Source organism: Streptomyces sp. CA-179760, assembly GCF_050937045.1.
In the GTDB taxonomy this organism is placed as follows: domain Bacteria; phylum Actinomycetota; class Actinomycetes; order Streptomycetales; family Streptomycetaceae; genus Streptomyces.
This window is the reverse complement of the sequence record NZ_JBNJLZ010000001.1, coordinates 7,138,182-7,164,439: the sequence shown is the minus strand read 5'-3', so window position 1 is coordinate 7,164,439 and position 26,258 is coordinate 7,138,182. Positions and strand designations below refer to the sequence as shown.

Below are 26,258 nucleotides of genomic sequence, written 5' to 3'. Positions count from 1 at the left end.
ACGACGCCGCACACCGGTCAGCCGTCCTGTCGTGCGGGACGTGCCTCGGCGGTGTACATCCGCGTCGACGGTGCCTGCCCGAACGGCGTGGTGGCCAGCAGGGCCAGAGTGCGACCGGCCACGTCCGCCGCGTCCAGCAGGGCGACGATGTCGTCGTGGTCGAACCGCTGCTCCCGTCCCCGGCCGCGGTACCACTGGAGCAGGGTCGCCGAGTCGATGGCCCCGTGCGGGAGGAGCGCGTCGGTCAGGACGTCCCCGGCGGCGGCGAAGTCGACGATCTTGGCGTCGGCGTCGTAGAAGCGCTCCAGGCATCCGCGCTCACGCCCGACGGCGATCATGCGCTCGTCCATCGGGTACAGGCCCAGCTTGATCGAGGTGTGCAGCCGGCCCCCGTCGGCGAGCAGGTCCAGCATGCCCTCGACGCCCCGGCGGGCCTCGGTCTCGCTGAAGCGGTTGACCAGCCGGTCGTTGAGGACGAACTGCTGCGTGCCGCGCAGGTCCTCGGGCGCGGGCCTGGTGATGTCGTGCCGCAGCACCCGGCAGGAACCGGCGGGCAGCGCGGCGCGAAGGTCGTCACACATGCGCGCGGAGAAGTCGAGGACGGTCACCTCGGCGCCGCGCGCGATCAGCGCCTCGACGAGGTCCTTGGTGGAGGCGCCGACGACGGTGCACGTGTCACCGGCGCCGATGCCGTCCATGAACAGGCCGATCTCCTCGTCGCTGGGCTTGGCGGTGGTGCGCCCCGACTCCCAGAACAGGGAGCCGATCAGGTCCCAGGCGGCGGACTTCTCGTTCTCGGACGCGGTCTCGGTCGCGGTGGTGGTCACTGGTGGCTCCCTACGGGGTCGAGCAGGCTGGAGTTGTAGTCGCCTGCCAGTACGTGGTTGATGTAGGTCCCGGCGCCGCCCACGACGCGGTAGCCGTGCGGGACGCCGGCCGGGATGAACACGCCGGCCGGGCTCTGGACGGGGAACGTGCGGTCGCCGAGCGTCACCTCGACGGACAGGCCCTGGTACGCCTCCTCCTCGCCGAGGAAGACGAACAGGCTGTCGCAGTGGTGCACATGGGTGTCGACGTGCCCGGCGCCGTAGTCGTCCATGAGCGGGATGCGGCGAGCGATGCAGTACTGCTCGGCGCCGGGCACGAACCGGTTGTCGACGACCACGAAGCGGTCGCCCGGGCCCTTGCGGTGGTGGCGCAGTTCGGTCGCGGAGATGATCTGCGGGTCGTTGATCCACTCCTCCGGCCGCTCGGGCAGGCCCGCCCGGTGCGTGGTGCCCGTACGGCCGACCCGAGCCGGATCCATCCACTCGTAGGAGGACGGCTCCCGCTCCACGGCCGCCACGTGGAGCTTGGCGACGTGGTGGAACACGTCCCGGCCGACGATCGGGCGCCGGTGGTCAGGCATCGAGCGGGAGTGCGCGCCGACCAGTCGGCTGAGCTCGGGCAGCAGCTCACCTGCGGTCAGCGGCCGGGTGCCGCGGAAGTCGAGGTTGGTGGCGAGGGCGGCGTAGTCGGTGATGCCGGCCCGCTCGCCAAGTCCGTTGACGGAGGTGGAGGCCCAGGTGGCGCCCGCGTCGAGCGCCGCGAGGGTGCCGGCCAGGGCGAGTCCGCGGTCGTCGTGCAGGTGCACTTCGATGTCGGTGCCGGGACACGCCGCGCGCAACCTGCCGATCTGCTCGCCCACTTCGTGCGGCTCCAGCACTCCGACGGTGTCCGCGAAGCAGATCCGCTCGGCTCCCGCCGCCACCGCGATCCGGTAGGCCTCGACCAGGTCCGCGGTCTCCGTGCGGCTGCTGTCCTCCACCGTGAACCGGACCCGGAGTCCGAGGCGCCGGGCGTGCGTGACGGACTCCTCGATCCGCAGGTGCAGGTCCTCCACGTTGTGGCCGGGCAGCCGGGAGCGGCGCGATATCTCGTTGACCCCGAGGAAGACGCCCACCCAGGCCGCGCCGCTCTTGGCGACGGCCTCGATGTCGTCGACGTGGGCGCGGGCGTGGGCCAGCACCGGTACGCCGCCGGCCGCCTCCACCACGGCGGCGGTCCGCAGGACCTCCTCCGGGCCGACGGCGGGATGGCCGCACTCGATGGCGTCCGCCCCCGAGCGCACCAGGAGGGTGGCGATGTCGACGCTCTGTTCGAGGGTGAAGCGGCCGTGCGCGGACTGCGTGCCCTCGCGCAGCGTGCTGTCGATGATGTACGTCATCGGGTCTCCCGGAGGTCCTGGAGGTCGGCGAGCGGGAAGCTGTCCTTGGCGCGGAACTCCGGGTCGGAGCCGTCCGCGAAGACGACGACCATGCCGCGCCGGTCGTCCGGTGAGGTGTTGGCGGCGCTGCCGTGGGCGAAGTGGCGGTCCCACATGACGGCGTCACCGGGGTTCAGCTCGAACTGGACGGGCTCGCGCAGTCCGTCCTCGACGGCGTCCAGGCCCGGGTGCCAGCGGTAGTGCGGGCGCTCGCGGTGCGGGATGTGGCCGCCGGCGTGCGAACCGGGACTGCCGAAGAGACCGCCGTTGGCCGGGGATACCGGGGTAAGCGCGAACCAGACGCTGAACGCCTTCGGATACTGGTACGTCCACAGGGCCTGGTCCTGATGGAGGGTCACCTCGGTTCCGACCAAGGCGGGTTTGAGGAAGGCGGCGTGGAACACCACGGTGGCGCCGTCGCCGATCAGTCGCCGGGCGATGCCGGTGACGCCGGAGCGCACCAGCATGGGACCCCACAGCTCGGGGTCGTTCCACAGCAGCCGGCGCAGCTTGCGCAGCCTACGGCCCTCACCGTCGGCGCCCCCTTGGTCGTACTCGGCCTCGTAGCCGGCGGGCACCTCGTCGGCGGCGTCGAAGGTGTCGAAGGCCTCGACGGCGAGCTGCTGGTCCTTGTCGTCCAGGAGCCCGGGCAGCAGGTGGTGGCCGTCGCGGGCGTAGGAGTCGTAGTCGATGTCAGGCATGGCGGTCCTGTCGCTGGGAGGAGGGGCCGGCTGCGAGGACCTCGCGCACCGGCAGATCGGGCTGGGCCGCGAGGGCCTGGACGGCGGCCAGGAAGTCGTGGGCGAACTCCCGTACCACGGCGTCCGGGTACTCGGAGCGGTAGTACAGCGCGGTGAAGCGCACGTTCGGGCCATGCCGCAGCATCCACAGGTGGAGGCCGGGCGAGTCCGCCGTCTCCGGCAGGAAGACCGGCTCGGCCCGTGTCCCGCCGAGCTGCAGCGACCCGCCCCACACGTCGTTGAACATGAAGTACACGCCGGGCGACTTGCGGAACCCGCCGTTGCCGGCGGCCGAGCCGGGCCACATCACGGCGCGGACGTAAGCGGCGGGCAGGTCCCCGTGCGCGGTCGCGGCGAGCGCGGTCTCCCGCACGGCGGCGACGAGATGGCCGAAGCCGCGGGAGAGATCGACGTCGGTCGTCGGGAAGACCCCGTTCGCGAACCAGCCGACGGTGTCCTGGAAGCCCGGCTCCAGCCGGTTGGCCGCACTGGTCAGCAGGGTGACCCGGGAGCGCCCGGTGCCCTGTGCGACCAGCGCCTTGAGCGCGGCGAGCGTCACGACGTACGGCGTCGTGCGCAGACGTGCGCACAAGGAGTCGAGTGCCTCCACGGCCGGGGCGGGGACGTTGTACTCCAGGCTCGCCGGGTCGTGCAGACCGCCGTCCGGCAGATAGCCGGGCAGGCGCAGCTCCAACGCCGTGGGGTCGGAGCCGAGTTGGTCCAGCCAGTAGCGTGCGACCTCGTCGCCGCGGCCGTCGAGGAAGCTCTCCCACTGCAGTGCCGACCACTCCGCGTAGCTGCCGGAGGCGGTGAGCCGGGGCGGCTCACCGGCGGCCAGGGCACGGTAAGCGGTGGCCAGGTCGGCGGTCAGGACGTCCAGCGACCAGCCGTCGGCGACCATGTGGTCGAACACCAGGGCCAGGTAGTGGTCGTCGGCGGCACAGCGCACCAGGTGGGCCCGGAACAGGGGTGGCGCGGTGCGGTCGAAGGTGCGGCGGACCTCCTTGTCGAGGAGCCGTATCGCCTCCTCTGACCGCTCGTCCTCAGGGAGCCACGACAACTCGTCGGCCAGGAGTTCCACGCGGGCCCCGGCGACGGTGTACTGGCGGACGGTGCCCTCGCGAGTCTCGAACCCGGTGCGCAGCGTCGCGTGCTGCTCGGCCACGGCCTGCAACGCGCCCTCCAGCAGCGCCGGTTCGAGGGGGCCCCTCAGCCGGTAGACCGCGTGGAACTGGAGCGCCGGTGCGTCCGGATCGCCCAGCGCGGACAATCCAGCCCACTCCTGGGCCATCGAGGCACGGCCGTCGGACTGCAGGGCGGCGGGCTTCGGTGCCGCTACCGCTGCGCTCGTGTCCATCCGTTCGGCGAGCTCGCGCACGGAGGCGGCGGTGAAGACCGTACGCGCGGACAGCCGGACCCCGAGTTCTTCCGCCACGAGGCGGATCAGCCGGAAGGCGAGGATGCTGTTGCCGCCACGGTCGAAGAAATTGTCGTCGGGCGCGATGTCCGGCGCTTGAAGCAACTCGCGGTGAATGCGCAACAGAGCGTTCATGGCGACCGGGAAGCTTTCGTCGGTATTACTCTCGGTCACGTGAGGGTCTCCATTGATCGGCCGTAGAATTCCGCGAGAATGCCGATGACGGAATCCTTCAGAAAAGACTGGTGGGTGCCTTCCGTGACGACGCAGGAGAAGTGTCCTCCGCGTTGCGCGCGGGCGAGCATGCGGGCCCGCTCGGCTTCCGGAACCACCGGGCTCTGCCGGGCGACGACGGAAAGGACGGGGATTCCCAGACCATCCAGCGCGTCCAGCAGGTGGCGATAGTCGTAGTGCCACTTGAGGAAGCTGGCCTCAGCCCAGTCGTCGGCCTCGTAGCGTTCCGGGAGCCGTTCGAAGGACTGGTCAAGGAGGACGACGCCGGCGATCCGGCGAGGTCCCAGGGCGGCCCCCAGTACGGCAGCGACCAGGGCCCCGTACGAGTAGCCGATCACATGCAGCGGCCCGGGCAGCGGGTCGAGGATCCGCTGTACATCGGCGGCGAAGTCCAGCGGCGAGTACCCCCACTTCGGGGCCGGGCTGGCACCGTGTGCCCGCAGCGAGGGGTAGACGGCGACGGAGCCCACGGGGCAGAGGGCGTCACCGATGGCCCGGAGGGCTGTCTTGTCCTCGCCGAACCCGTGCAGGAGCAGCAGGGACCCCGGTGCGGCGGGACCGGTCGCGGTCCCCGACAGCAGGTCGTGGTCGAGAAGTTCCACTGTGCCGACCCGGTGGAGCTCGGGCAGTGCGTAGGGCATCGACGTCTCCGCGGCCTCAGCGGAGCTCAGTCAGCGGCCGGCCCAGCCCGGGCGGGGTGACGCTGGTCGGCCAGACCCCGCCCCGGTAGCTGCCGGCGGCGGTGGCGCCGTACAACGAGGCGAAGTCGTCCGGTAGTTCCGGGCTGCCGGAGAAGGCCAGCCACAGCCTGAGCAGCAGCCGTCCCCGCCCGCCGCCGTCGGTGAAGGCCGTCCGGGCGTGAAAGATGTGGAAGTTGTTGATGAGCTGCAGGTCACCGGCGCGCAGCTCCATGTCGAGGGCGACCCCGGGCCGCCGCAGTGTCCGATCGAGCGCGTCCATGGCGGCGATCTGGCGTTCGGTGAGCCGCGGCGCCGTGGCGTGCCGTTGCGAGCCCTCTATGAAGCGGCGCACGTACCGGGCGGCGAAGTCCCCGCCGGTCTCGCTGAACACGGGGATGCCGGACCAGGGGGCCTCGCCCGGCTGTTCCTCGCCGCGCCGGTCGTTGGGGAACGGCCGGCACAGTTCCGCCAGCAGTTCCGGATGCTCGTCCGCCAGTACGTCGTGCACGTACCGGGACGACGCGAGCCTGCTCAGGCCGCCGCTGCGCGCCGGGCGCACGCACAGCAGGCCGATCACATCGGTACGGTCCACGTGGAACGGCAGTTCGGCAGAGCTCTCGTAGCCCCGCTGCACCGGACTGGACACGTCGGCGCCGCGGTCCTCGACCCGGCCCAGCACATCACCCTTGCGGCTCTGCGAGACCGGGCGGCCGAGGAGCTGCCCGAGGATCCAGTAGGCCATCTCGACCTCACGCGGGTCGGTGCGGTCCACCGGGAACCCGGTCAGGACTACGAACCCCGGGCCGCCTGCCAGTCGATGGCGCAGACCGGCGGCGAACGCCCGGGCACGGGACAGTCCCGTGGGAACGGCCCCGCCGATCTCGAAGCCCGCGCCGCCCGACATCGCCGAGCCGGCGGCCTGTACGAGTTCGGCGGCCACGTCCGGCGGGAAGGGAACACGCCACAGCTTCTCTCTGCCGACGAGTTGATCCCCTGACCAGACCGCCCCCGTCGGACCCTCGGCGAGTGGATTCGCTGAACCTGTTTCCTCGGTCTCCGCTATGGTCACCGTCACGACCGCCCGTCTCTCCGTGAATTCGCAGAGAAGGATTTCGTCGGCCGGGTACGCGAGTCAACGGGCTACGGCGTCCCCATTAAAGGGGACAGACGGAGGAGTTCGGACGCCCTTATCATGGTGGGACTTGCGGCCACTCTCGTGGTATTCAGGTCCCGGTGGAGTGGGACGGCGGGCGTGGGCTTCCGACTGTCCTCCATGCGGAAGCCGAAGTGGTTCACCCCGACCGGGATAGGAAGCAACTGCCGTCCGGGTCACGGTGGAAGAGTTCCCTCGCGAAGACCGAGGAGTAGCGCTCCGACCGTTTCTCCGGATCGCGGGCCGATGTCCTGGACTTGTAGCCGGACCCGCGCCGCCGCCAGGGGCGCCGGTATCGCTTGGGTGCCGTGCTCGCGGTGTGCATTTCGCCTGCGAGGGCGCGGCAGCATTCCAGACCTGCGCCATCCGTGACAACCAGGAGACGAGCACTTCGCCGGCTGACGCCAAAGCCAACGGAGTTCGCCTACCCGGCCAACGCAAGGACGAGTGGCAGCACTTGGCCGGCTCCGGCCTGGCGCAGGAGGCGTGCGCCTACGGCCAGGGTCCAGCCGGAATCGGTGTAGTCGTCGACAAGCAGGACCGGTCCCGGGGCGGCGGCCAGGGCGGCGGCAAGTTCGTCGGGCACAGTGAACGAGGCAGCCAGGGCCCGCAGCCGCTGGGCGGAGTTGCTGCGGTGCGCCGCATACTCATCCGCTTGCGGGGTGTAGGCAAGGCTGCCGAGTAGCGGGAGCCTGCCGACACGAGCCACGCCCTCGGCCAGGGAGGCGACCAGCTGGGGGCGGGAGCGGGAGGGCATGGCCACGATGCCCACGGGCCTCGCCACCGCGTCAGGAGAACCACTGGCCCAGCCGCCCGGCGAGCGAGCCCAGTCGGCCAGCACCGTCACGACGGCGGCCAGCACGTCGTCCGGGACCGGCCCGTCCGCCGCTTGCGCCGCCAGGATCGGCCGCAGCCGGTTGCCCCAGCCGATATCCGACAGCCTTCCCAGCGCACGCCCCGTGACCGCCTGCTGGCCCACCGGGATACGGCCTTTAAGATCCATGCCGACCGCGGCGAGCCCGGTCGGCCACATCTTGCGGGGCTCGATCTCAACGCCCGGGCGGTCCAGCTCTCCCGTCGCTGCCGCAAGGGCTGAAGGAGAGACGGCGGGATCGAGCCAGGACCCGGCACAGTTGTCACAGCGGCCGCACGGGACCGCCTTCTCATCATCGAGCTGCCGCTGCAAGAACTCCATCCGGCATTCCGCGGTCGCCACGTAGTCCCGCATGGCCTGCTGCTCGGCCTCCCGCTGCTTGGCGACCCAGGCGTACCGCTGCGCGTCGTACGCCCACGGCTGCCCTGTCGCGGTCCAGCCACCCTTCACCCGTTTGACGGCCCCGTCCACGTCCAGGACCTTCAACATCGTCTCAAGGCGCGAGCGCCGAAGATCCACCAGCGGCTCCAGCGCCGGCAGCGACAACGGACGGCCCGCCTCCTCAAGCACCGCCAGAGTGCGCCGGACCTGCTCCTCGGGCGGAAAGCCCACCGAAGCGAAGTACGCCCAGATCGCCTCGTCCTCCTTGCCCGGAAGCAGCAGCACGTCCGCGTGATCCACGCCACGCCCCGCACGCCCCACCTGCTGGTAATAGGCAATCGGCGACGAGGGCGACCCCAGATGGACCACAAAGCCGAGGTCAGGCTTGTCGAAGCCCATCCCCAGCGCGGACGTGGCAACCAGCGCCTTCACCCGGTTCGCCAACAGGTCCTCCTCCGCCTGCAACCGGTCGGCGTTCTCCGTCTTCCCCGTGTAGGAAGCCACCGGAAACCCCCGCTGCCGCAGGAACCCCGCGACCTCTTCCGCCGCCGCCACAGTCAGCGTGTAGATGATCCCCGAACCCGGCATATCCCCCAGCCGCTCCCCCAGCCACGCCAGCCGGTGCGCCGCGTCCGGCAACTCCAGCACACCCAGCCGCAAGCTCTCCCGGTCCAGCGGCCCACGCAGAACCAGAGCATCCCCACCCCCCGTGCCCAGCTGATCGGCCACATCCGCGGTCACCCGCGCGTTCGCGGTCGCCGTCGTGGCCAGCACCGGCACGCCCTCCGGCAGCTCTGCCAGCATCGTGCGCAGTCGACGGTAGTCGGGCCGGAAATCGTGGCCCCAGTCAGAAATGCAGTGCGCCTCGTCGACCACCAGCAGACCAGTCGTGGCGGCGAGCTTGGGCAGTACCTGATCGCGGAAGTCCACGGAGTTGAGGCGTTCCGGGCTGACGAGGAGAACGTCGGTCTCGCCGCGCTCGACCTCTCCGTAGATGGTGTCCCACTCTTCCGGGTTGGCCGAGTTGATCGTGCGTGCCTGGATACCGGCCCGCGCCGCCGACTCGACCTGGTTGCGCATCAGCGCCAGCAGCGGCGAGATGATCACTGTCGGCCCGGAGCCACGCCGGCGCAGCAGAGCTGTGGCCACGAAGTAGACCGCCGACTTGCCCCAACCAGTGCGCTGCACCACCAGAGCACGCCGACGCTCCTCCACCAGGGCCGCCACCGCCTGCCACTGGTCCTCCCGCAACCGCGCCGAACCCCCCGGGGCACCGACTAGCTCAGCAAGGATGGCATCGGCTTCAGCACGGAGCTCCAGGTTGTCCATGTCTCCATGCAACCCGATGGCAGGGACTGTCGGCCACTTCACCCCTTGTGACACCCCAATCACGATCCGCTTTCCGGTCAGGATCGGCTGAGGGGCCGAAGTCGCCGCCGGGGTAGGCGCGACACCAGGCCGGCCGCAGACCACTAGTCTAGTAGTGCTTCGTTACGCCGGGTGATATCGCCTGGTGGTGGGCATCTTCTTCGGTATGAGGTTGGGGGAGGTGGAACGGCTCCGGGGTGAGTTGGCGGAGTTCGTTGCCGATGTGTTCGCCTCGCTGCCGCGGCGGGATCAGCGGCGGTGGGGCGCGTGTTATCTGCGGGGTCTGATGCTGGACGGCCGTCGGAAGTCGATCCAGCCGATGGCCGAGCGTCTGCCGGACGGCAACATGCAGGCCCTGCAGCAGTTCGTGAACCAGTCGCCGTGGGATCCGCTGCCGGTGCGGCGGCGGATCACCCAGAGGCTGTGCGAGGCGATCAGCCCTGAGGTGTGGGTGGTCGACGATGTGTCGTTTCCCAAGTGCGGCACCGCGTCGGTGGGGGTGGCCCGGCAGTACCGCGGGGCGTTGGGCAAGCGGGGCGAACTGTCAGGTCGCGGTCAGCGTGCACGCGGCCACCGACACCGCCTCGTGCCCGCTGGAGTGGGAGTTGTTCCTGCCCCGGGAGTGGGCGGACGATGACCGGCGACGGCAGCGGGCCGGGGTGTCCGAGGAAGTCAGTCATGTGTCTAACTGGCTGTTCATGGTTGCCGGGTCCAGTCCGTCCACTCCTGGGTGTGACTGTCTCGCCCACAGGTTCGGGAACGCGGCCGACCGGCCGGGGCGCCGGCCCCGGTACGGCTCGGACATGAGCGATGCCGAGTGGGCTGTGGTGAAAGATCTACTGCCGGTTCCGGGCTGGCTGGCGGGCCGAGGCGGCCGGCCGGAGGGGTTCTGCCACCGGCAGATGATCGACGCGGTGCGCTATCTCGTCGACAAGGGCATCAAGTGGCGGGCGATGCCGTCCGACTTTCCGCCCTGGCCGCGGGTCTATGCATTCTTCGCCCGATGGCGGGACACCGGGCTGGTGGGCGAACTGCATGATCGCCTGCACCAGGCCGTTCGCCAAGCCGAAGGCCGTGGTCCGGAGCCGAGTGCGGCGGTGGTGGACTCACAGTCGGTGAAGGCGGACGCCACCGTCGCCCACACCTCACGCGGGCTCGACGCGGCCAAGAAAATCGACGGGCGCAAGCGGCACCTGCTCACCGACACGCTCGGGCTCCTCCTGGCCGTGCTGGTCACGCCGGCGTCCGTGACCGACCGGGACGGCGCCCGGACCCTTCTGCCGACAGCAACCGGCCGCTTCAGGCGGCTGGCACGGGTCTGGGCCGACGGCGGCTACACCGGCCACCTCACCGACTGGACCAGCCAGCATCTGGGGATCGTCCTAGACATCGTCCGCCGAGGTGAGGAAGTCCGAGGCTTCCAGCCACTGCCCCGCCGCTGGGTCGTCGAGCGGTCCTTCGCCTGGTTTCTGCGCAGTCGGCGCCAGGTCCGGGACTACGAACGCCGCACCGACACGAGCGAAGCAGTCATCCGCTGGTCGATGATCGCCCTGATGAACGCCGCCTGGCCGCACAGTCTCATCAGTCCGCTGTCCTGCCGGCAGGCTGAATCTTCCCGGCCTCACCTCCACCAGCCAGCCCCGTTCCACCAGCCTCTTCAGCCGTGCTCGCGCACCCTCGACCCGAAGTCCTGAACGGCCAGCTACCCGCAGCAGTGACAGCGACCGTGCCGCCAGAAAACCTGGGGGACCAACGAGAGAGCAGTCGTACCGCACCGCTGCCCTGACACCCCTCGCGCTACACGTTTACACAGGTCAGGACCTCAAGTCCGCCTGGAATTTGAATGCCTTCCCAGTTTCGTAGCCCGGAGCGGCTCAACAACCCGGACTTCCGGCACCAGGTGCTGCCCCGGCTCGCGGCCGCCACCGGGCTCCTGGTGGTGGACGAGGCCCACTGCATCTCCGACTGGGGCCACGACTTCCGGCCGGACTACCGCCGGCTGCGCACCATGCTCGCCGACCTCCCGCCCGGTGTGCCGGTGCTCGCGACCACAGCCACCGCCAACGCGCGGGTGACGGCCGATGCCGCGGAACAGCTCGGCACCGGCGTCAGCTCGAACGCCCTTGTGCTGCGGGGCCCGCTGGACCGCGACAGCCTGAGTCTGAGTGTGCTGCGGCTGCCGGACGCGGCGCATCGGATGGCCTGGCTCGCCGAGCACCTCGACGAACTGCCGGGCTCCGGGATCATCTACACACTCACCGTGGCCGCCGCCGAGGAGGTCACCGCGTTCCTCCGGCAGCGCGGGCACACGGTCTCGCCGTACACGGGCAAGACGGAGAACGCAGATCGTCAGCAGGCCGAGGAGGACCTGCTCGCCAACAAGGTGAAGGCGCTGGTCGCCACCTCCGCGCTCGGCATGGGCTTCGACAAGCCCGATCTGGGCTTCGTGGCGCACCTCGGCTCGCCCTCCTCCCCCATCGCCTACTACCAGCAGGTGGGCCGCGCGGGACACGGTGTGGAGCACGCCGAGGTGCTCCTGCTCCCGGGGAAGGAGGACGAGGCGATCTGGAAGTACTTCGCGTCGCTCGCCTTCCCCTCGGAAGACCTGGTGCGCCGAACGCTCGATCTCCTCGCGCACGCGGAGAAGCCTTTGTCGCTGCCCGCTCTGGAGCCCTTGGTGGAACTGCGCCGGTCCCGTCTGGAGACCATGCTCAAGGTCCTCGACGTGGACGGCGCGGTCAGGCGGGTCAAGGGCGGCTGGGTCTCGACCGGGCAGCCGTGGACGTACGACGCCGAGCGGTACGCGTGGGTGGCACGCCAGCGGGAGACCGAGCAGCAGGCCATGCGCGCGTACGCGTCGACGACGGACTGCCGCATGGAGTTTCTGCAGCGCCAGCTCGACGACGAGGCCGCCAAGCCGTGCGGTCGCTGCGACAACTGCACGGGCCCCCGCTTCGTCGCCGAGACGTCCGATGAGGCGCTCGACGCCACGCGCGTGGACCTGGGCCGGGCGGGGGTCGAGGTGGAGCCCCGGCGCATGTGGCCCACAGGGCTGCCGGCGATCGGGGTGGACCTCAAGGGACGTATCCCGGCCGGTGAAGGCCGCGTCGGGACGCGCCTTGGGACGTCTGTCGGACATCGGCTGGGGCAACCGGCTGCGGCCCCAGTTCGCACCCCAGGCCCCCGACGGACCTGTTCCGGACGATGTGGCGAAGGCCGTGGTGGGCGTGCTGGCCGACTGGGCCAAGGGTCCCGGCGGCTGGGCTTCCGGCACATCGGATGCCCAGCCGCGCCCGGTCGGCGTCGTCACTGTGGCCTCCCGCACCCGCCCCGCGTTGATCCACTCCCTGGGCGCGCGCATCGCGGAAGTCGGCCGGCTGCCGCTGCTGGGGTCCATCGAGTACACCGACGAAGCGCACCCGGGCTCCCGGAGCAACAGCGCGCAGCGGCTGAAGGCACTCGACGGCGCTCTGACCGTGCCGCACGCCCTCGCCTCCGCCCTGGCCGAGGCCCAGGGGCCGGTCCTCCTCGTGGACGACTACACGGAGACCGGGTGGACCCTCGCGGTCGCGGCCCGCATGCTCCGGTGCGCAGGGGGTGTTGCCGCTCGTACTGGCCTTGCAGGGCTGACGGCCGAGCCTCCGGTTGCAAGGTGTCGGCTCAGGAGCACAGGGCACCCGCCACCTGACGAGTTGCGCACCCCTCTGGACGCCGCACACACCTGTGGCGTACGAACGTGTCGTGCTCGAACGCCCCATGGGTGGCCCGGCGGCGCACTGGGTAGGGATATTAGCCGCGCATCATCTGATAACGGTCGACGGCCTCAATTGCTCGTTGCCGCATTCAAGTTCGACAGGAAGAATTGAAGTCCGCTCCCGCACGGCGCGCCCGCCGATCCGGTAGGGCTTCGCTGCGGTGCGCGCTCCCAGGAATCCGACCTCGCCCGCAGTGTGGGCGCGTAGCCGAAGGGAGGACCGTGACCTTCGGATTCGCTCCGGCCTCGGCAGCGGCGTCGACGTCCGCCGCTTCCGCCAACCGCTTGCTCGAACCCGCGGAATGGGCCGCCGCCGGGATCCCACTGTTGCGTGACCCCCGTGAGGTCGTCAGCGGACTGCATGCCCGGCACCACCCGCAGCCGGCGACGGCTGTCGTCGCCGTGCTCGACCCGGACGAGCGGCTGCGGGCGAGCGCCTCGTTCGTCCGCCGCCCGGCCCTGGCCGACGGCTGGATGTTCCGCAACGTGCTGCTCGCGCAGCTGCGCCGGGTGATCCCGCACGATCTGCGGCGTCGCACCCCGGTGCGGACCGCGGTGCTGCTCTACTGCCGTGAGGGCGACGCTCGTTGGACGGAGGAGGACGGCGCGTGGATGTGGGGCCTGCGCGACGCCTGCACCCTGCACGGGCTGCGCTGCGGGGCGTACATCACGCTGACGCGTGACGGCTGGCAGGTCCTCGGCGAAGGCCGCGGCGGACGCCGCCCCCACTCGGCCTCGGCACCGGAGCCGTTCGCCGCGTCCGAGGCGGTGCCACCGCTGCCGCGCACCGGTGGCGCCGCCTCGGAGGTCCTGCGCCGCGCGGCGGCGGCACGCTGAAACCCTCTGGCCCGACCGTTCGCACGGGTGCTGTGCCGTGCCTCCAGGGCTGTGCCCTCAAGGCGCGGCATAAGAGCCCGTGTACCGACGAGCACAGGGCCGCCGGGCGCGTCTCCCCACCGCGCAAAACCCGTACGCAGCCACGGCGTCCAGTCCTCCGGGCATGACGAACCGCCCACCCTGCGGAGACGCCGTAGCGGCGCTGAAGCCCTCCTCAGCGCCCGACCGGACGCTGAGGAAGCGGCTCAGACGCCCGCGCCCAGCACCGAGTTGATCTGCTGCGGGTCACCGCAGACGATCAGCAGGGTGTTCGCCCGGGTGTGGGCCAGGGACAGCACGCTCGCGGCTACGGCCTCGGAACCACCGTTGACGGCGACCACGACCACCGGACGCGACGCGGCGCGGGCCGCGACGGTGGCGTCCGTGTAGAAGACGTCGTCACGGGCGTCGTGCTGGGCCCAGTAGGAGGTTTCTCCGAAGGACAGCTCGTGGATGGCCCACGGGTGCTGTTCACCGGTCGTGATCACCAGGACGTCACTGGGGGCGCGACCGGAGTCCAGGAGCAGGTCCACGGCCTCCTCCGCGGCGTCGAGCGCGCCCTGTGCGGAAGCCGGGATCAGCTGGATCTGCGGGGCGGCCGAAGCGGCGGCACCGGCCGGGGGCCCGGACGGGCCGGGCTTGGCGGCTGCGTCACGCGACGAACGTTGCACCGGAGGCGCGGGCCGGAGAGGGCCTGGACGACCGGGACGCGACGGAGCCGCGGGACGGGGGCCGGGTACGGGACGGGGGTCGGCGCGGTGCGGCCGCTGGCCGGAGTGGCGCGGGGACCCTGGGCACTCTCGTGAATCTGAGGCTCCTCGGGAATGAGAGGCATGAGTTGATATCTATCAAACGTTGGTACGGCCCGCGTCGGCGGGTAGCGCACGAGTGCGAACGAAACCGTCAGAAATCGAAGCCGAGCTGACCCTCGATTTCCGGAACACTTCCGTCCGCCCAGCTGCGGACCTTCTTGAGGTGCCGCCACTGGGGCAGCGCATCAAGATACGCCCATGACAACCGGTGGTAGGGGGTGGGGCCCCGCTCCGCCAGTGCGGCCTTGTGCACGGGGGATGGATACCCGGCGTTGTCCGCAAAACCGAAGTCTGCATGGTCGATACCCAGTTCGGCCATCATTTTGTCGCGCTGAACCTTGGCGATCACCGATGCCGCGGCCACCGCCACGCAGGACTGGTCGCCCTTGATCACCGTACGGACCCGCCAGGGCGTGCCGAGATAGTCGTGCTTGCCATCGAGGATGACCGCGTCCGGGCGGACCGGCAGGGCATCCAGCGCACGCCCCGCCGCGAGGCGCAGGGCGGCCGTCATCCCCAGATCGTCTATCTCCTCCGGGGAGGCATGACCCAGGGCGTACGACGTCACCCACGTCCGCAGTGTCTCGGCGAGTTGGGTGCGCCGCTTGATGGTGAGCAGCTTCGAGTCCGTCAGGCCCTCGGGCGGCCGGCGTAGTCCGGTGATCGCCGCGCAGACGGTGACAGGGCCGGCCCACGCGCCGCGCCCCACCTCGTCGACACCTGCAACGATCTTCGCTCCGGTCGTGGCTCGAAGGGAGCGCTCGACGGTGTGAGTAGGTGGTTCGTACGGCATGGCGCCCCTAGGTTACGCCGCCGGGAAGCGCCCGCGACACCCCGGCCCGCCCTGGCGGCGTCACGCCTCTCGCGAGCCCCCGCAAGGAGCCGCTCGGCAGCAGCAGCGGAACCGTCAACTGGTCGATCATCTCCTCGATTTCATGATCCTGCCATTCGCAACCGCACATCCCGGAGCGGCACATCATCGTCGTGGGGATGACCTCCAGGGCAGAGCCGTTCGCAGCGCCAGAAGCGCACCTAGCCTCTCCTGACTCCCCGGTTGATGACCTCTCACAGCATCTCGATGGCAGGCTCCACGGCCCCGAGGATCACGGCATGAACCCCTCGGCCCACCTCATATCGCATTAGTGAATCAGGGAGCGAAGCGCGACGCCGGGACGGAAAGAGGAGCGGGCGACTACGGAAGGTTCCCGCTGTCCACGGAGAGTTCTCGAAGAGGTGGAAGGGCTCTTGCCGCTACGCCGACGCGGGCACCCAGCCCGGGAGCGGTTCTGTCCGCCCCACCCATTCGGCGGGCGGCGCCCCGGCCTTGCCCGCGGCGATCACGCCGCCGACGATGGCGCAGGTGGTGTCGACATCCCCGCCGACCTGCGCGGTCGTCCAGAACGCCTGCTCGTAGTCACCGAGGCTTCTCGCCGCCGACCAGAGGGCGAAGGGCACGGTGTCGTGGGCGGTCGTGCGCCGGCCGCACCCCAGTACCGCCGCGACCGTGGCCGGGTCGCCGTAGTCGAGCATGTCCCGGGCCCGGCGCAGCCCCGCGCCCACGGCGCTCTTCGGTACGAGGTCGATGACCCCGTCGAGGAGGGCCTCGGCACCGGGCGGCCCGCCGGGGGCGGCCGCGAAGGCGGCGGCCGCGGCGACGGCCATCGCACCGACTACCGCCTCGCGGTGCTGGTGGGTGGTGTAGGCCGAGATCTCCGCCTGGTGGGTCGCCTGCTCCGGGTCGCCCGCGTACCAGGCGCCCAGCGGGGCGATCCGCATCGCGGCGCCGTTCCCCCAGGACCCCTGCCCGTTGAAGAGCGCCGCGGCGAGTTCACGCCAGTCCCCGCCCTCCCGGACGAGTCGCAGCAGCCGGTTGACCGCGGGGCCGTAGCCGCGGTCGAAGTCGTGGTGCTCGGCGAAGGAGCGGGCCAGGGCGTCCTGGTCGACGCGATGGTGTGCGGCCAGCACGGCGACGACGGAAGAGGCCATCTCTGTGTCGTCGGTCCACTGCCACGGTCCGGAAGGCACCTCTCGGCGCTTCAGCAGCGGGTAGTTCACCGGCACGAAGTACTGGGAACCCAGGGCGTCTCCGACGGCCAGTCCGCGCAGACTGGCCAGGGCGCGGTCCAAGCGCCCTTCGGGGGAGGAGTCAGCGGTCATCGCCCTGCCACTCTATCCGGTGATCCCGTAGGGTTCGGGATCTCGCCAGCGGTCGAACGGCCGGTCAAGCGTGTACTTGCCGTCCTCCCCCAGAACGAGCATCCGCACCTCGCCGTTCCCCGGGTTCGCCAGCGATTCGAACTCCGCGACCGTCCAGTGGAACCACCGCATGCAGAACAGCCGCATGGCCAGACCGTGGGTCACGATGAGGACGTTCGGCGGGTGGTCGGGGTCCTCGAAACTGCGGAACAGGCTCTCCAGGAAACCGCCGACCCGGTCATAGACGTCGGCGCCGGACTCCCCCTGGGCGAAACGGTAGAAGAAGTGACCGTACGCGTCCCGATAGGCCTTCTGGAGACGGACCTCGTCCCGGTCCTGCCAGTTGCCCCAGTCCTGCTCGCGCAGCCGGGGCTCCTCACGTACACGTATGAGGTCGGGGTCGAGATGGAAGGAGCGCAGCGTCTCGTGCGTACGGCGGTACGGGGAGACGTACACACTGACGTGTTCACCACCGAACCGGTCACGCAGCCGCTCTCCCGTCGCCTCCGCCTGCCGCCGGCCCTTTTCGGTCAGCGACAGGGCGTGGTCGGGTACACGCTCGTACACGGAGTCATCAACATTGCCCGTTGACTCGCCGTGCCGGACAAGGACGATGCGCCGTGGTCGTGCCATGCCAAGACCCTAGATCGGGTGAGCGCTTGCGCAGCACTCATACCTCACCCATACAGCGTAGGTCACACAGATCCTGCACCACAGGTCACACAGGTCACGCCCGTTGCCGACCGGAACCAATCCGCCCAGACCATTCTGAATCGGACCGCCCGAATCAGACTTTTCCGAATCGGGCCGTCCGGGCCGTCCGGGCTGTCCGGGCTGTCCGGGCTGTCCGGGCTGTCCGGGCTGTCCGGGCCATCCGAGCCGTCCGAATCAGACGGTCCAGCTCGACTCCATGCCCACGATGTCTCCGGTGAGCGCCGCCACGTCCGCCTCCGTCTGAGCCCTCAGGGCGAGCCGCTCCACGCGCTCGGTTCGGTACTTGCCGTGTTCTGCGTCCGAGCGCCACATCGACAGCACCAGGAACTCGTGCCCGGGCGCCTCTCCGAACAGCCCGCGCACCATGCCGGGAGAGCCGGCCATCGCCGGGTTCCAGACCTTCTCCTGCATCAGCACGAAATGCTCGGCCCGCTCCTCGTGGGCACGGCAGAGCGCCACTCGCAGCAGGTCGGCGTCCGTGAAGCGAGGTTCGAAGCCGGTCTTCACGTCGAAGCGGTAGTCGAAGAGCCTGACCTGGGCGTCCTTGAAGGTGCCCGACTGGGCCGACGCCAGCCGGTCGTGGGACCGCGCCATGAAGGAGTCGTAGAAGGCACGGCTCTCCCAGAACGCGAAGATGTGCGCCACATCCGGCCGCCCCCGGCTCCAGCCACCCCCTGCCCGCGAAACCCCGGCTCCCCCAGAAGCCCCGCCCACTTCCGCTGCCCCCGCTCGAACCCGCGGCGGTCCACCACGGTGCAGCGAATCCACTTGACCAGCACCGCGCCATGGTAAGGCCACGGAGCGTGGCCCCGGTCACTCTCGGCCGAACCACTCCTCCCCGCGCGCACCCGCACGCGTGGCAGGATGGGCAAACAGTGGCAAGCGCCCGGCAGTTGGGGCGAACAGGCGGGTCGGTACGGGGAAGGGGACTCTGGTGGACGGGCTCAACAAGGGACTGAGCAAGATCGAGATCGCGATGAGGTGGGATCCCAGTCCGGCAGGGCATCCGTCCACCGATCTGGATCTCGTCGCGGCCACGTATCCGGCGGACGACCCGCACGGCGATCCCGCCTACGTGGTGCACTTCGACAGCCGTTCCCCCGACGGCACCATCTATCTCAACCGGGACAGCAAGGACGGCCAGGGCTTCGGCTACGACGAGGTCATGACGCTGGAACTCGGCCGGCTCGCCGACCGGTACGCGCGCGTGGTGGTCGGTGTCGTCATCCAGCAGCGCCCGGCGGAGCGCACCTTCGTCAGCGTGATCAACCCGGGCCTGCGGATCCGCGAGGGGTACACGGTCCTCGCGGAGGACGACTTCGGCGGTGTCCTCGGCGCCACGGCGGCGACGGTCGCGGAGTTCGTCCGGGACGGCTCGGGTCCGTGGGAGTACCGCCGCGGTCTGCACGGCTTCGAGGGCGACCCGTCCGACTTCGCCAGGACGATGGGCGCCGCACGCCGGCCCTGAGCTTCTTCCGCCGCCGCACACGGTCCGCCGCGCCCGCGACCGGGACCCGCGGCCGGCGCACGACAAGAGGGGCACCGCCCGAAGGCGGTGCCCCTCCGTCATCGGCTCAGGCGCTCGGCGTCAGCTGCAGCCGCTGGTCGAGCCGCAGCCCTCGCAGATGTAGCACGAACCGGCGCGCTGCATCTTCGTACCGCAGGAGAAGCACAGCGGGGCGTCGGCCTGGATGCCCAGCTGCATCTCCACCAGTTCGGCGCTGGTGTGGGCCTGCTGCGGGGCGGGCTGGGCCGCCACTTCGTTCTTCGGCGCGGAGACGGCCTTCAGCTCCTGGGCGCGCGGCGCCGACTGGGCCAGGCCCTCGACGTCGACCTCGTCCTCGTTCGGCTCGTACGAACCCGTCTCGAGGTGGCGCTGGCGCTCATCGGCGGAGTGGATACCGAGCGCGGAGCGCGTCTCGAAGGGCAGGAAGTCCAGCGCCAGGCGACGGAAGATGTAGTCGACGATCGACTGCGCCATCCGCACGTCCGGGTCGTCCGTCATGCCGGCCGGCTCGAAGCGCATGTTCGTGAACTTCGAGACGTACGTCTCCAGGGGGACGCCGTACTGGAGGCCGACGGAGACCGCGATGGAGAAGGCGTCCATCATGCCCGCGAGGGTCGAGCCCTGCTTGGACATCTTCAGGAAGACCTCGCCGAGACCGTCGTCCGGGTAGGAGTTGGCGGTCATGTAGCCCTCGGCACCGCCGACGGTGAAGGACGTGGTGATGCCGGGACGTCCCTTCGGGAGGCGCTTGCGGACCGGGCGGTACTCGACCACCTTCTCGACCTTGGCCTCGACGGCTGCGGGCTCCTCGACCTTCTCCGCCTCCTTCTTCTTGGCGGAGAGCGGCTGGCCGACCTTGCAGTTGTCGCGGTAGATCGCGAGCGCCTTGACGCCCAGCTTCCAGGCCTCGAAGTAGATCTCCTCGACCTCCTCGACGGTCGCCGACTCCGGCATGTTGACCGTCTTGGAGATGGCGCCGGAGATCCACGGCTGGATCGCGGCCATCATGCGGACGTGGCCCATCGCGGAGATGGACCGCTCACCCATGGCGCAGTCGAACACCTCGTAGTGCTCGGGCTTGAGGCTCGGGGCGTCGATCACGTTGCCGTGGTCGGCGATGTGGGCGACGATCGCCTCGATCTGCTCTTCGAGGTAGCCGAGGCGGCGCAGGGCCTGCGGGACGGTGCCGTTGACGATCTGCATCGAGCCGCCGCCGACCAGCTTCTTGAACTTGACCAGCGCGAGGTCGGGCTCCACACCGGTGGTGTCGCAGGACATCGCGAGGCCGATGGTGCCGGTCGGGGCGAGCACGGACGCCTGGGAGTTACGGAAACCGTTCTTCTCGCCGAGGCGGACCACGTCCTGCCAGGCCTCGCTGGCTGCGGCCCACACCGGGGTGTCCAGGTCGTCCATACGGACGGCCTTGTCGTTGGCGTCCGAGTGCTGCTGCATGACGCGCTTGTGAGCGTCGGCGTTGCGGGCGTAGCCGTCGTACGGGCCGACGACCGCGGCGAGTTCGGCGGAGCGCCGGTACGCCGTACCGGTCATCAGCGAGGTGATGGATCCGGCGAGGGAGCGTCCGCCGTCGGAGTCGTAGGCGTGGCCGGTCGCCATCAGCAGGGCGCCGAGGTTGGCGTAGCCGATGCCGAGCTGGCGGAACGCGCGCGTGTTGTCGCCGATCTTCTGGGTCGGGAAGTCGGCGAAGCAGATCGAGATGTCCATCGCGGTGATGACCAGCTCGACGACCTTCTGGAAGCGCTCGGCCGCGAAGGACTGGTTGCCCTTGCCGTCGTCCTTGAGGAACTTCATCAGGTTCAGCGAGGCCAGGTTGCAGGACGTGTTGTCCAGGTGCATGTACTCGCTGCACGGGTTCGACGCGGTGATCCGGCCGGACTCGGGGCAGGTGTGCCAGTTGTTGATGGTGCCGTCGTACTGGATGCCGGGGTCGGCACAGGCCCACGCGGCCTCGGCGATCTTGCGGAAGAGCGCCTTGGCGTCGACCTCCTCGATGACCTCGCCGGTCATCCGGCCGCGCAGGCCGAACTGGCCGCCCTGCTCGACCGCGGTCATGAACTCGTCGTTCACACGGACCGAGTTGTTGGCGTTCTGGTACTGGACGGACGCGATGTCGTCGCCGCCCAGGTCCATGTCGAAGCCCGCGTCCCGCAGGATGCGGATCTTCTCCTCTTCCTTGACCTTGGTCTCGATGAAGTCCTCGATGTCCGGGTGGTCCACGTCGAGGACGACCATCTTGGCGGCACGGCGGGTGGCGCCACCGGACTTGATCGTTCCTGCGGAGGCGTCGGCGCCGCGCATGAAGGAGACCGGACCGGAGGCGTTGCCACCGGAGGACAGGAGTTCCTTGGAGGAGCGGATCCGGGAGAGGTTCAGACCGGCGCCTGAGCCGCCCTTGAAGATCATGCCCTCTTCCTTGTACCAGTCGAGGATCGACTCCATGGAGTCGTCGACGGCCAGGATGAAGCAGGCGGAGACCTGCTGGGGCTGCTTGGTGCCGACGTTGAACCAGACAGGGCTGTTGAAGCTGAAGATCTGGTGCAGGAGGGCATACGCCAGCTCGTGCTCGAAGATCTCGGCGTCGGCGGGAGAGGCGAAGTACTTGTGGTCCTCTCCGGCCTTCCGGTACGTCTTCACGATGCGGTCGATCAGCTGCTTGAGGCCGGTCTCACGCTGCGGGGTGCCGACGGCACCGCGGAAGTACTTGCTGGTGACGATGTTGACCGCGTTCACCGACCAGAAGTCGGGGAACTCGACGCCGCGCTGCTCGAAGTTGACCGAGCCGTCGCGCCAGTTGGTCATGACGACGTCACGGCTCTCCCACGCCACCTCGTCATAGGGGTGGACCCCAGGGGTGGTGTGGATGCGCTCGATACGCAGCCCCTTGTTCGCCTTGGTGCCCTTGGCGCGGGAACTCCGTGCCGGACCGCTCGCCGTCTCTGTCATGCCGCCTCCCTGTACGGGCGAAAACGCCCTGAAGTGCCCCGTTGTTCCCGTGGCACGGTGTTCTGTCTGGTGTTGCGGGCACCGACTCGCATCGCCCGCAACAGGTCTTCACGTCGCCGCCGCCCGGCCGGGCCCGGAGCTGCCGTCCGGGTCCGGCCCGCCGGTCAGTCGGCGGCGCCTGCGGGCTCGGGGACCTGCTTCGTCCCCCAGGCCCGCCGTCGTCTTCCCGGCTCCCCGCAGCCGCGTCCTCGCGGTCGTCGTCGTCCGCGTCGGTGCGTCCCGTCTCTTCCCTCAGTTCCGCGATGGCCGCCTCGAAGTCCTCGAGCGAGTCGAACGCCCGGTAGACGGAGGCGAATCGCAGATAGGCGACCAGGTCGAGCTCCTGCAACGGACCGAGAATGGCCAGCCCCAGGTCGTGAGTGGTCAGCTCGGCGCTTCCGGTGGCCCGCACCGCCTCCTCGACCCGCTGGCCGAGCTGGGCGAGCGCGTCCTCGGTGACGGGCCGTCCCTGGCATGCCTTGCGCACACCGGTGATGACCTTGGTACGACTGAAGGGTTCGGTGACTCCTGACCGCTTGACCACCATGAGCGAGCACGTCTCCACGGTCGTGAAACGACGGGAGCAGTCCGGGCACTGGCGGCGCCTGCGGATCGACGTGCCGTCGTCGGTCGTACGACTGTCGACGACACGGCTGTCGGGGTGCCTGCAGAAGGGGCAGTGCATGAACTCCCAACCCTCCTCACAGCAGACTCAATGGCCTCGCTGGGCATCTTGCGCCCCACGAAGCAGTCCCAAGCATAGGCGATGACCATGGGCACCGAGACCCGGGGGACCACAACTTGTGGGCTGCTGCTGCAATCCAACCACTAGATGTGGGGATTGGCTCATACATCCACACCGTCCACGCGTGTCGCACGCGCAGACGCAGGTGAGGCGGGCAAGCCGAGCCGCACCGCCCCACGCCGCACAGCGCCACCCTGCTTTTCGCGCGCGGACGGACGCGCCACGCGTGCGCAGCCGCACCAGTTCACGCACGGCCGTATCGCTGCGGCACATGCGGAGATACGGTGAGCGCCGCGAGGAGGGGGCGTGGGACTCCCGCACAGATGACCGCTGGTCCCAGGGCAGGGGAATGCCGGATGGCAGACTGGGGCAACAGTCCACGAGGCGATCACCCCGGCGGTGAAGAGTACAGCAATGGACCCTTTCGCCCGCCAGGAAACACGGCAGCCAATACACCCGGACACATGATCGCGACAGTCGATTCGCGATTTTTCACTCGAACGTGTGTTTGGCGCAACCTTTCGAAACCAACTACCGTTGTCCAGCAGGGAGACCATCGAGAGGGGCCGACGTGACCACCACCGCAGACAGCGCCACCATCACTGCCCAGGACCGCTCCCAGGGCCGACTCGAGCCGGTGCACGCGATGAACGAAGTTACGAACCCGGAGGGGCACAAGCGCTCCTTGCCGGGACGACCTCCCGGCATCCGGGCTGACAGCTCCGGACTCACCGACCGCCAACGCCGCGTGATCGAGGTCATCAGGGACTCAGTGCAGCGGCGCGGCTACCCGCCGTCGATGCGGGAGATCGGACAGGCCGTCGGCCTTTCCAGCACCTCCTCCGTCGCACACCAGCTGATGGCACTGGAGCGCAAGGGCTTCCTGCGCCGCGACCCGCACCGCCCGCGTGCGTACGAGGTGCGCGGCTCGGACCAGGCCGCCTCCGTGCAGCCCACGGACACCGCGGGCAAGCCGGCCGCGTCCTACGTCCCGCTGGTCGGCCGCATCGCCGCCGGTGGCCCGATTCTCGCCGAGGAGTCCGTCGAGGACGTCTTCCCTCTCCCCCGCCAGCTCGTCGGCGACGGTGAGCTGTTCGTCCTGAAGGTCGTCGGCGACTCGATGATCGAGGCCGCGATCTGCGACGGCGACTGGGTGACGGTCCGCCGCCAGCCGGTCGCGGAGAACGGCGACATCGTGGCCGCGATGCTCGACGGAGAGGCCACCGTCAAGCGCTTCAAGCGCGAGGACGGCCATGTCTGGCTCCTGCCGCACAACGCGGCCTACGAGCCGATCCCCGGCGACGACGCGACCATCCTCGGCAAGGTGGTGGCCGTGCTGCGCCGCGTCTGACGCCACGCACCGCGTCGGGTGGGCCCAGCGGGCCCGCCCTCTGACCGGGCCCCGGGACCTCTGCGCCGGTTCCGGGGCCCTGTGCTGTCCGGGCCCGGTAGCCCGTAGGTCAGCCTGGGGCCGAGGTGCGTGGCGGGGGTCGGCGTGTGACTCCGCGGCCGCGGACCGACCCCCGAGACTCATCCCGCTTCCGTCTCCTGCGCCGCCGCGTCGATCGCCGCCAGCGACTTCCGCACCTGATTACGGTCGGCCGTGAACCAGAAGTCAGGCATCGACGCCTTCAGATAGCCGCCGTAGCGGGCCGTCGCGAGCCGCTGGTCCAGCACGGCGACCACACCGCGGTCGCCCGATGCCCGTACGAGACGGCCGGCGCCCTGGGCCATGAGGAGCGCGGCGTGGGTGGCGGCGACCGCCATGAAGCCGTTGCCGCCCGCGTCCTCCACGGCCTTCTGGCGGGCGCTCATCAAGGGGTCGTCGGGACGCGGGAACGGGATCTTGTCCATCACGACCAGCTGGCAGCTGGGCCCTGGTACGTCCACGCCCTGCCACAGCGACAGCGTGCCGAACAGGCAGGTCTTCGGGTCCGCCGCGAAGTTCTTGATGAGCTCGCCGAGCGTCTCCTCGCCCTGGAGGAGGATCGGGAACTCCGGGATCCGGGAGCGCAGTTCCTCGGCGGCCAGCTGGGCCCCCCGCATGGAGGAGAACAGGCCGAGGGTGCGGCCGCCCGCCGCCTGGATCAGCTCCGTGAGCTCGTCGAGCATGTCCGCGCGATCGCCGTCCCGTGCGGGGCGCGCCAGGTGCTTGGCGACGTACAGGATGCCCTGCTTGCGGTAGTCGAAAGGCGAGCCGACGTCGATGCCCTTCCACTGAGGGAGGTCGCCGCCCTCGGTGCCCTCGGGGGCGAGGCCGAGGGAGGCACCGACGCCGTTGAAGTCGCCGCCCAGCTTCAGCGTCGCGGACGTCAGCACAACGGAGCGATCCGCGAAGAGCTTCTCCCGCAGGAGACCCGAGACCGACATGGGGGCGACGCGCAGGGAGGCGCCGAAGCGGTCGTGGCGCTCGTACCAGACCACGTCCCATTCGGAGCCGTTCGTGATCCGCTCCGCCACGTCGTGCACGTTCTCCACGGACGCCAGAGCCTGTTTGCGGATCGCGTCCTCGTCCTGGACGGACTTGTCGCGGGTCGCGCCGATCGCGGAGATGACGGTGCGGCACGCGTCGCGCAATGCCATGAGTGCGTAGCCGAGATCCTCGGGGATCTCCTCGAGCCGGCCCGGCAGCGCCAGTTCCATCAGCCGCTCGAACCCCTCGGAGGCGGTCTGGAGCTGGTCCGCCGCCTTCTCGTTGACGAGCTTCGCGGCGCGGCGCACCGCCCGGTTGACCTGGCCCGGGGTCAGCTCACCCGTGGCGACTCCGGTGACCCGGGAGACCAGCTCATGGGCCTCGTCGACGATCAGCACCTCGTGCTGCGGAAGGACCGGGGCGCCCTCGATGGCGTCGATGGCGAGCAGCGCGTGGTTGGTGACGACGACGTCGGAGAGTTTGGCCCGCTCGCGGGCCATCTCGGCGAAGCACTCCGCTCCGTACGCGCACTTCGAGGCGCCCAGGCATTCCCTCGACGACACCGACACCTGGGCCCAGGCCCGGTCCGAGATACCGGGCGTGAGGTTGTCACGGTCCCCGGTCTCGGTCTCGTCGGCCCAGTCGCGCACCCGCAGCAGGTCCTGACCCAGCTTGCTGGTGGGCGCGGCCGCCTCGAACTGATCGAAGAGGCCCTCTTCCTCGTCCTGCGGGACACCTTCGTGCAGACGGTGCAGGCACAGGTAGTTCGACCGGCCCTTGAGCATCGCGAACTCCGGGCGGCGGCGCAGCAGGGGGTGCAGCGACTCGACCGTTCTCGGCAGGTCGCGCTCCACGAGCTGGCGCTGCAGGGCCAGGGTGGCTGTCGCGACGACCACACGCTCCCCGTGCGCGAGCGCGGGCACCAGGTAGCCCAGGGACTTGCCGGTGCCGGTGCCGGCCTGGACCAGCAGGTGGGAGCCGCCGTCGATCGCTTCCGCGACGGATTCGGCCATGGTCACCTGACCGGGGCGCTCCGTACCGCCGACGGCGGTGACGGCAGCATGCAGGAGTTCGGGGAGTGAGGGCTTCGTCATAGCGCGACCACCCTACGACCCGGCACTGACAAACGGGTGATCAAGGCGGGGGCGG

The 26,258-nt window shown here is 70.0% G+C and carries 17 protein-coding genes and 4 pseudogenes; 6 read left to right on the top strand and 15 right to left on the bottom strand.

Annotation, left to right across the window (positions count from 1 at the left end; translation table 11 throughout):
* Positions 1 to 17: 17 nt before the first annotated feature.
* From ACQEV8_RS32645 to ACQEV8_RS32615, 7 genes are all read right to left on the bottom strand, one after another.
* The gene (locus ACQEV8_RS32645) at positions 18 to 827 is read right to left on the bottom strand and encodes a hypothetical protein (RefSeq protein ID WP_432967311.1); all 810 of its coding nucleotides are present in this window, start codon (positions 825 to 827) and stop codon (positions 18 to 20) included.
* Positions 824 to 2,206, bottom strand: a complete 1,383-nt coding sequence (locus ACQEV8_RS32640) for a homocitrate synthase/isopropylmalate synthase family protein (protein ID WP_432967308.1) — start codon at positions 2,204 to 2,206, stop codon at positions 824 to 826. Before ACQEV8_RS32640 ends, ACQEV8_RS32645 begins: the two co-directional genes overlap by 4 nt.
* The gene (locus ACQEV8_RS32635; RefSeq protein ID WP_432967305.1) at positions 2,203 to 2,946 is read right to left on the bottom strand and encodes a phytanoyl-CoA dioxygenase family protein; all 744 of its coding nucleotides are present in this window, start codon (positions 2,944 to 2,946) and stop codon (positions 2,203 to 2,205) included. Before ACQEV8_RS32635 ends, ACQEV8_RS32640 begins: the two co-directional genes overlap by 4 nt.
* Complete coding sequence (locus ACQEV8_RS32630) at positions 2,939 to 4,576, bottom strand: condensation domain-containing protein (protein WP_432967302.1); 1,638 nt, start codon at positions 4,574 to 4,576, stop codon at positions 2,939 to 2,941. The genes ACQEV8_RS32635 and ACQEV8_RS32630 overlap by 8 nt, the downstream gene beginning before the upstream one ends.
* The gene (locus ACQEV8_RS32625) at positions 4,573 to 5,277 is read right to left on the bottom strand and encodes an alpha/beta fold hydrolase (protein ID WP_432967299.1); all 705 of its coding nucleotides are present in this window, start codon (positions 5,275 to 5,277) and stop codon (positions 4,573 to 4,575) included. Before ACQEV8_RS32625 ends, ACQEV8_RS32630 begins: the two co-directional genes overlap by 4 nt.
* Positions 5,278 to 5,293: 16 nt before the next feature.
* A complete protein-coding gene (locus tag ACQEV8_RS32620) occupies positions 5,294 to 6,391 on the bottom strand; it encodes a TauD/TfdA family dioxygenase (RefSeq protein ID WP_432967296.1) in 1,098 nt (365 codons plus the stop codon).
* A gap of 502 nt (positions 6,392 to 6,893) precedes the next feature.
* Positions 6,894 to 9,053, bottom strand: a complete 2,160-nt coding sequence (locus ACQEV8_RS32615; protein ID WP_432967293.1) for a RecQ family ATP-dependent DNA helicase — start codon at positions 9,051 to 9,053, stop codon at positions 6,894 to 6,896.
* A gap of 205 nt (positions 9,054 to 9,258) precedes the next feature.
* Here ACQEV8_RS32615 and ACQEV8_RS32610 point away from each other — a divergent pair.
* The 4 genes and pseudogenes from ACQEV8_RS32610 to ACQEV8_RS32595 form a co-directional block, all read left to right on the top strand.
* Positions 9,259 to 9,784, top strand: a pseudogene (locus ACQEV8_RS32610) (IS701 family transposase); the annotation flags it as partial.
* Between the two features lie 111 nt (positions 9,785 to 9,895).
* Entirely contained in the window at positions 9,896 to 10,786 is an 891-nt protein-coding gene (locus tag ACQEV8_RS32605; RefSeq protein ID WP_432973165.1) for an IS5 family transposase, read from the top strand.
* 167 nt (positions 10,787 to 10,953) lie between these two features.
* Positions 10,954 to 12,722, top strand: a pseudogene (locus tag ACQEV8_RS32600) (helicase-related protein); the annotation flags it as partial.
* Between the two features lie 346 nt (positions 12,723 to 13,068).
* A complete protein-coding gene (locus ACQEV8_RS32595; RefSeq protein WP_432967290.1) occupies positions 13,069 to 13,683 on the top strand; it encodes a hypothetical protein in 615 nt (204 codons plus the stop codon).
* 245 nt (positions 13,684 to 13,928) lie between these two features.
* Here ACQEV8_RS32595 and ACQEV8_RS32590 read toward each other — a convergent pair whose 3' ends face one another.
* The 5 genes and pseudogenes from ACQEV8_RS32590 to ACQEV8_RS32570 form a co-directional block, all read right to left on the bottom strand.
* Positions 13,929 to 14,393: a hypothetical protein gene (locus ACQEV8_RS32590; RefSeq protein ID WP_432967287.1), complete on the bottom strand. Its 465-nt coding sequence runs from the start codon at positions 14,391 to 14,393 to the stop codon at positions 13,929 to 13,931.
* A 232-nt stretch (positions 14,394 to 14,625) separates the two neighbouring features.
* On the bottom strand, positions 14,626 to 15,327 hold the full coding sequence (locus ACQEV8_RS32585) for a ribonuclease HII (protein ID WP_432967284.1): 702 nt from the start codon (positions 15,325 to 15,327) through the stop codon (positions 14,626 to 14,628).
* A 458-nt stretch (positions 15,328 to 15,785) separates the two neighbouring features.
* Positions 15,786 to 16,691 carry an ADP-ribosylglycohydrolase family protein gene (locus ACQEV8_RS32580; protein WP_432967281.1) on the bottom strand — a complete coding sequence of 302 codons (906 nt, stop codon included), beginning with the start codon at positions 16,689 to 16,691 and terminating at the stop codon, positions 15,786 to 15,788.
* A gap of 12 nt (positions 16,692 to 16,703) precedes the next feature.
* Positions 16,704 to 17,363, bottom strand: a complete 660-nt coding sequence (locus ACQEV8_RS32575; RefSeq protein ID WP_432967278.1) for a histidine phosphatase family protein — start codon at positions 17,361 to 17,363, stop codon at positions 16,704 to 16,706.
* A gap of 255 nt (positions 17,364 to 17,618) precedes the next feature.
* Positions 17,619 to 18,223, bottom strand: a pseudogene (locus ACQEV8_RS32570) (DUF4937 domain-containing protein).
* Positions 18,224 to 18,378: 155 nt separating this feature from the next.
* On the opposite strand from ACQEV8_RS32570, the gene ACQEV8_RS32565 reads away from it, so the two are divergent.
* On the top strand, positions 18,379 to 18,912 hold the full coding sequence (locus ACQEV8_RS32565; RefSeq protein WP_432967275.1) for a TerD family protein: 534 nt from the start codon (positions 18,379 to 18,381) through the stop codon (positions 18,910 to 18,912).
* Positions 18,913 to 19,032: 120 nt separating this feature from the next.
* Here ACQEV8_RS32565 and ACQEV8_RS32560 read toward each other — a convergent pair whose 3' ends face one another.
* Together ACQEV8_RS32560 and nrdR are read right to left on the bottom strand one after the other, a co-directional pair.
* Positions 19,033 to 21,912, bottom strand: coding sequence for a vitamin B12-dependent ribonucleotide reductase (locus ACQEV8_RS32560; RefSeq protein WP_432967272.1), 2,880 nt, complete (start codon positions 21,910 to 21,912; stop codon positions 19,033 to 19,035).
* A gap of 164 nt (positions 21,913 to 22,076) precedes the next feature.
* Positions 22,077 to 22,636, bottom strand: a pseudogene (gene nrdR / locus ACQEV8_RS32555) (transcriptional regulator NrdR).
* 631 nt (positions 22,637 to 23,267) lie between these two features.
* On the opposite strand from nrdR, the gene lexA reads away from it, so the two are divergent.
* Positions 23,268 to 24,047 (top strand): transcriptional repressor LexA, encoded by a 780-nt coding sequence (lexA, locus tag ACQEV8_RS32550; protein WP_215118136.1) that lies wholly within the window; start codon positions 23,268 to 23,270, stop codon positions 24,045 to 24,047.
* A 179-nt stretch (positions 24,048 to 24,226) separates the two neighbouring features.
* Here lexA and ACQEV8_RS32545 read toward each other — a convergent pair whose 3' ends face one another.
* Positions 24,227 to 26,203, bottom strand: coding sequence for an ATP-dependent DNA helicase (locus tag ACQEV8_RS32545; RefSeq protein ID WP_432967267.1), 1,977 nt, complete (start codon positions 26,201 to 26,203; stop codon positions 24,227 to 24,229).
* Positions 26,204 to 26,258 lie beyond the last annotated feature (55 nt).

Bases quoted from the DNA above. Each gene is read 5' to 3' on its own strand.
- ACQEV8_RS32640 (WP_432967308.1), bottom strand. From the start codon at position 2,206: ATGACGTACATCATCGACAGCACGCTGCGCGAGGGCACGCAGTCCGCG.
- ACQEV8_RS32635 (WP_432967305.1), bottom strand. From the start codon at position 2,946: ATGCCTGACATCGACTACGACTCCTACGCCCGCGACGGCCACCACCTG.
- ACQEV8_RS32625 (WP_432967299.1), bottom strand. From the start codon at position 5,277: ATGCCCTACGCACTGCCCGAGCTCCACCGGGTCGGCACAGTGGAACTT.
- ACQEV8_RS32615 (WP_432967293.1), bottom strand. From the start codon at position 9,053: ATGGACAACCTGGAGCTCCGTGCTGAAGCCGATGCCATCCTTGCTGAG.
- ACQEV8_RS32605 (WP_432973165.1), top strand. From the start codon at position 9,896: ATGAGCGATGCCGAGTGGGCTGTGGTGAAAGATCTACTGCCGGTTCCG.
- ACQEV8_RS32585 (WP_432967284.1), bottom strand. From the start codon at position 15,327: ATGCCGTACGAACCACCTACTCACACCGTCGAGCGCTCCCTTCGAGCC.
- ACQEV8_RS32580 (WP_432967281.1), bottom strand. From the start codon at position 16,691: ATGACCGCTGACTCCTCCCCCGAAGGGCGCTTGGACCGCGCCCTGGCC.
- ACQEV8_RS32575 (WP_432967278.1), bottom strand. From the start codon at position 17,363: ATGGCACGACCACGGCGCATCGTCCTTGTCCGGCACGGCGAGTCAACG.
- ACQEV8_RS32560 (WP_432967272.1), bottom strand. From the start codon at position 21,912: ATGACAGAGACGGCGAGCGGTCCGGCACGGAGTTCCCGCGCCAAGGGC.
- ACQEV8_RS32545 (WP_432967267.1), bottom strand. From the start codon at position 26,203: ATGACGAAGCCCTCACTCCCCGAACTCCTGCATGCTGCCGTCACCGCC.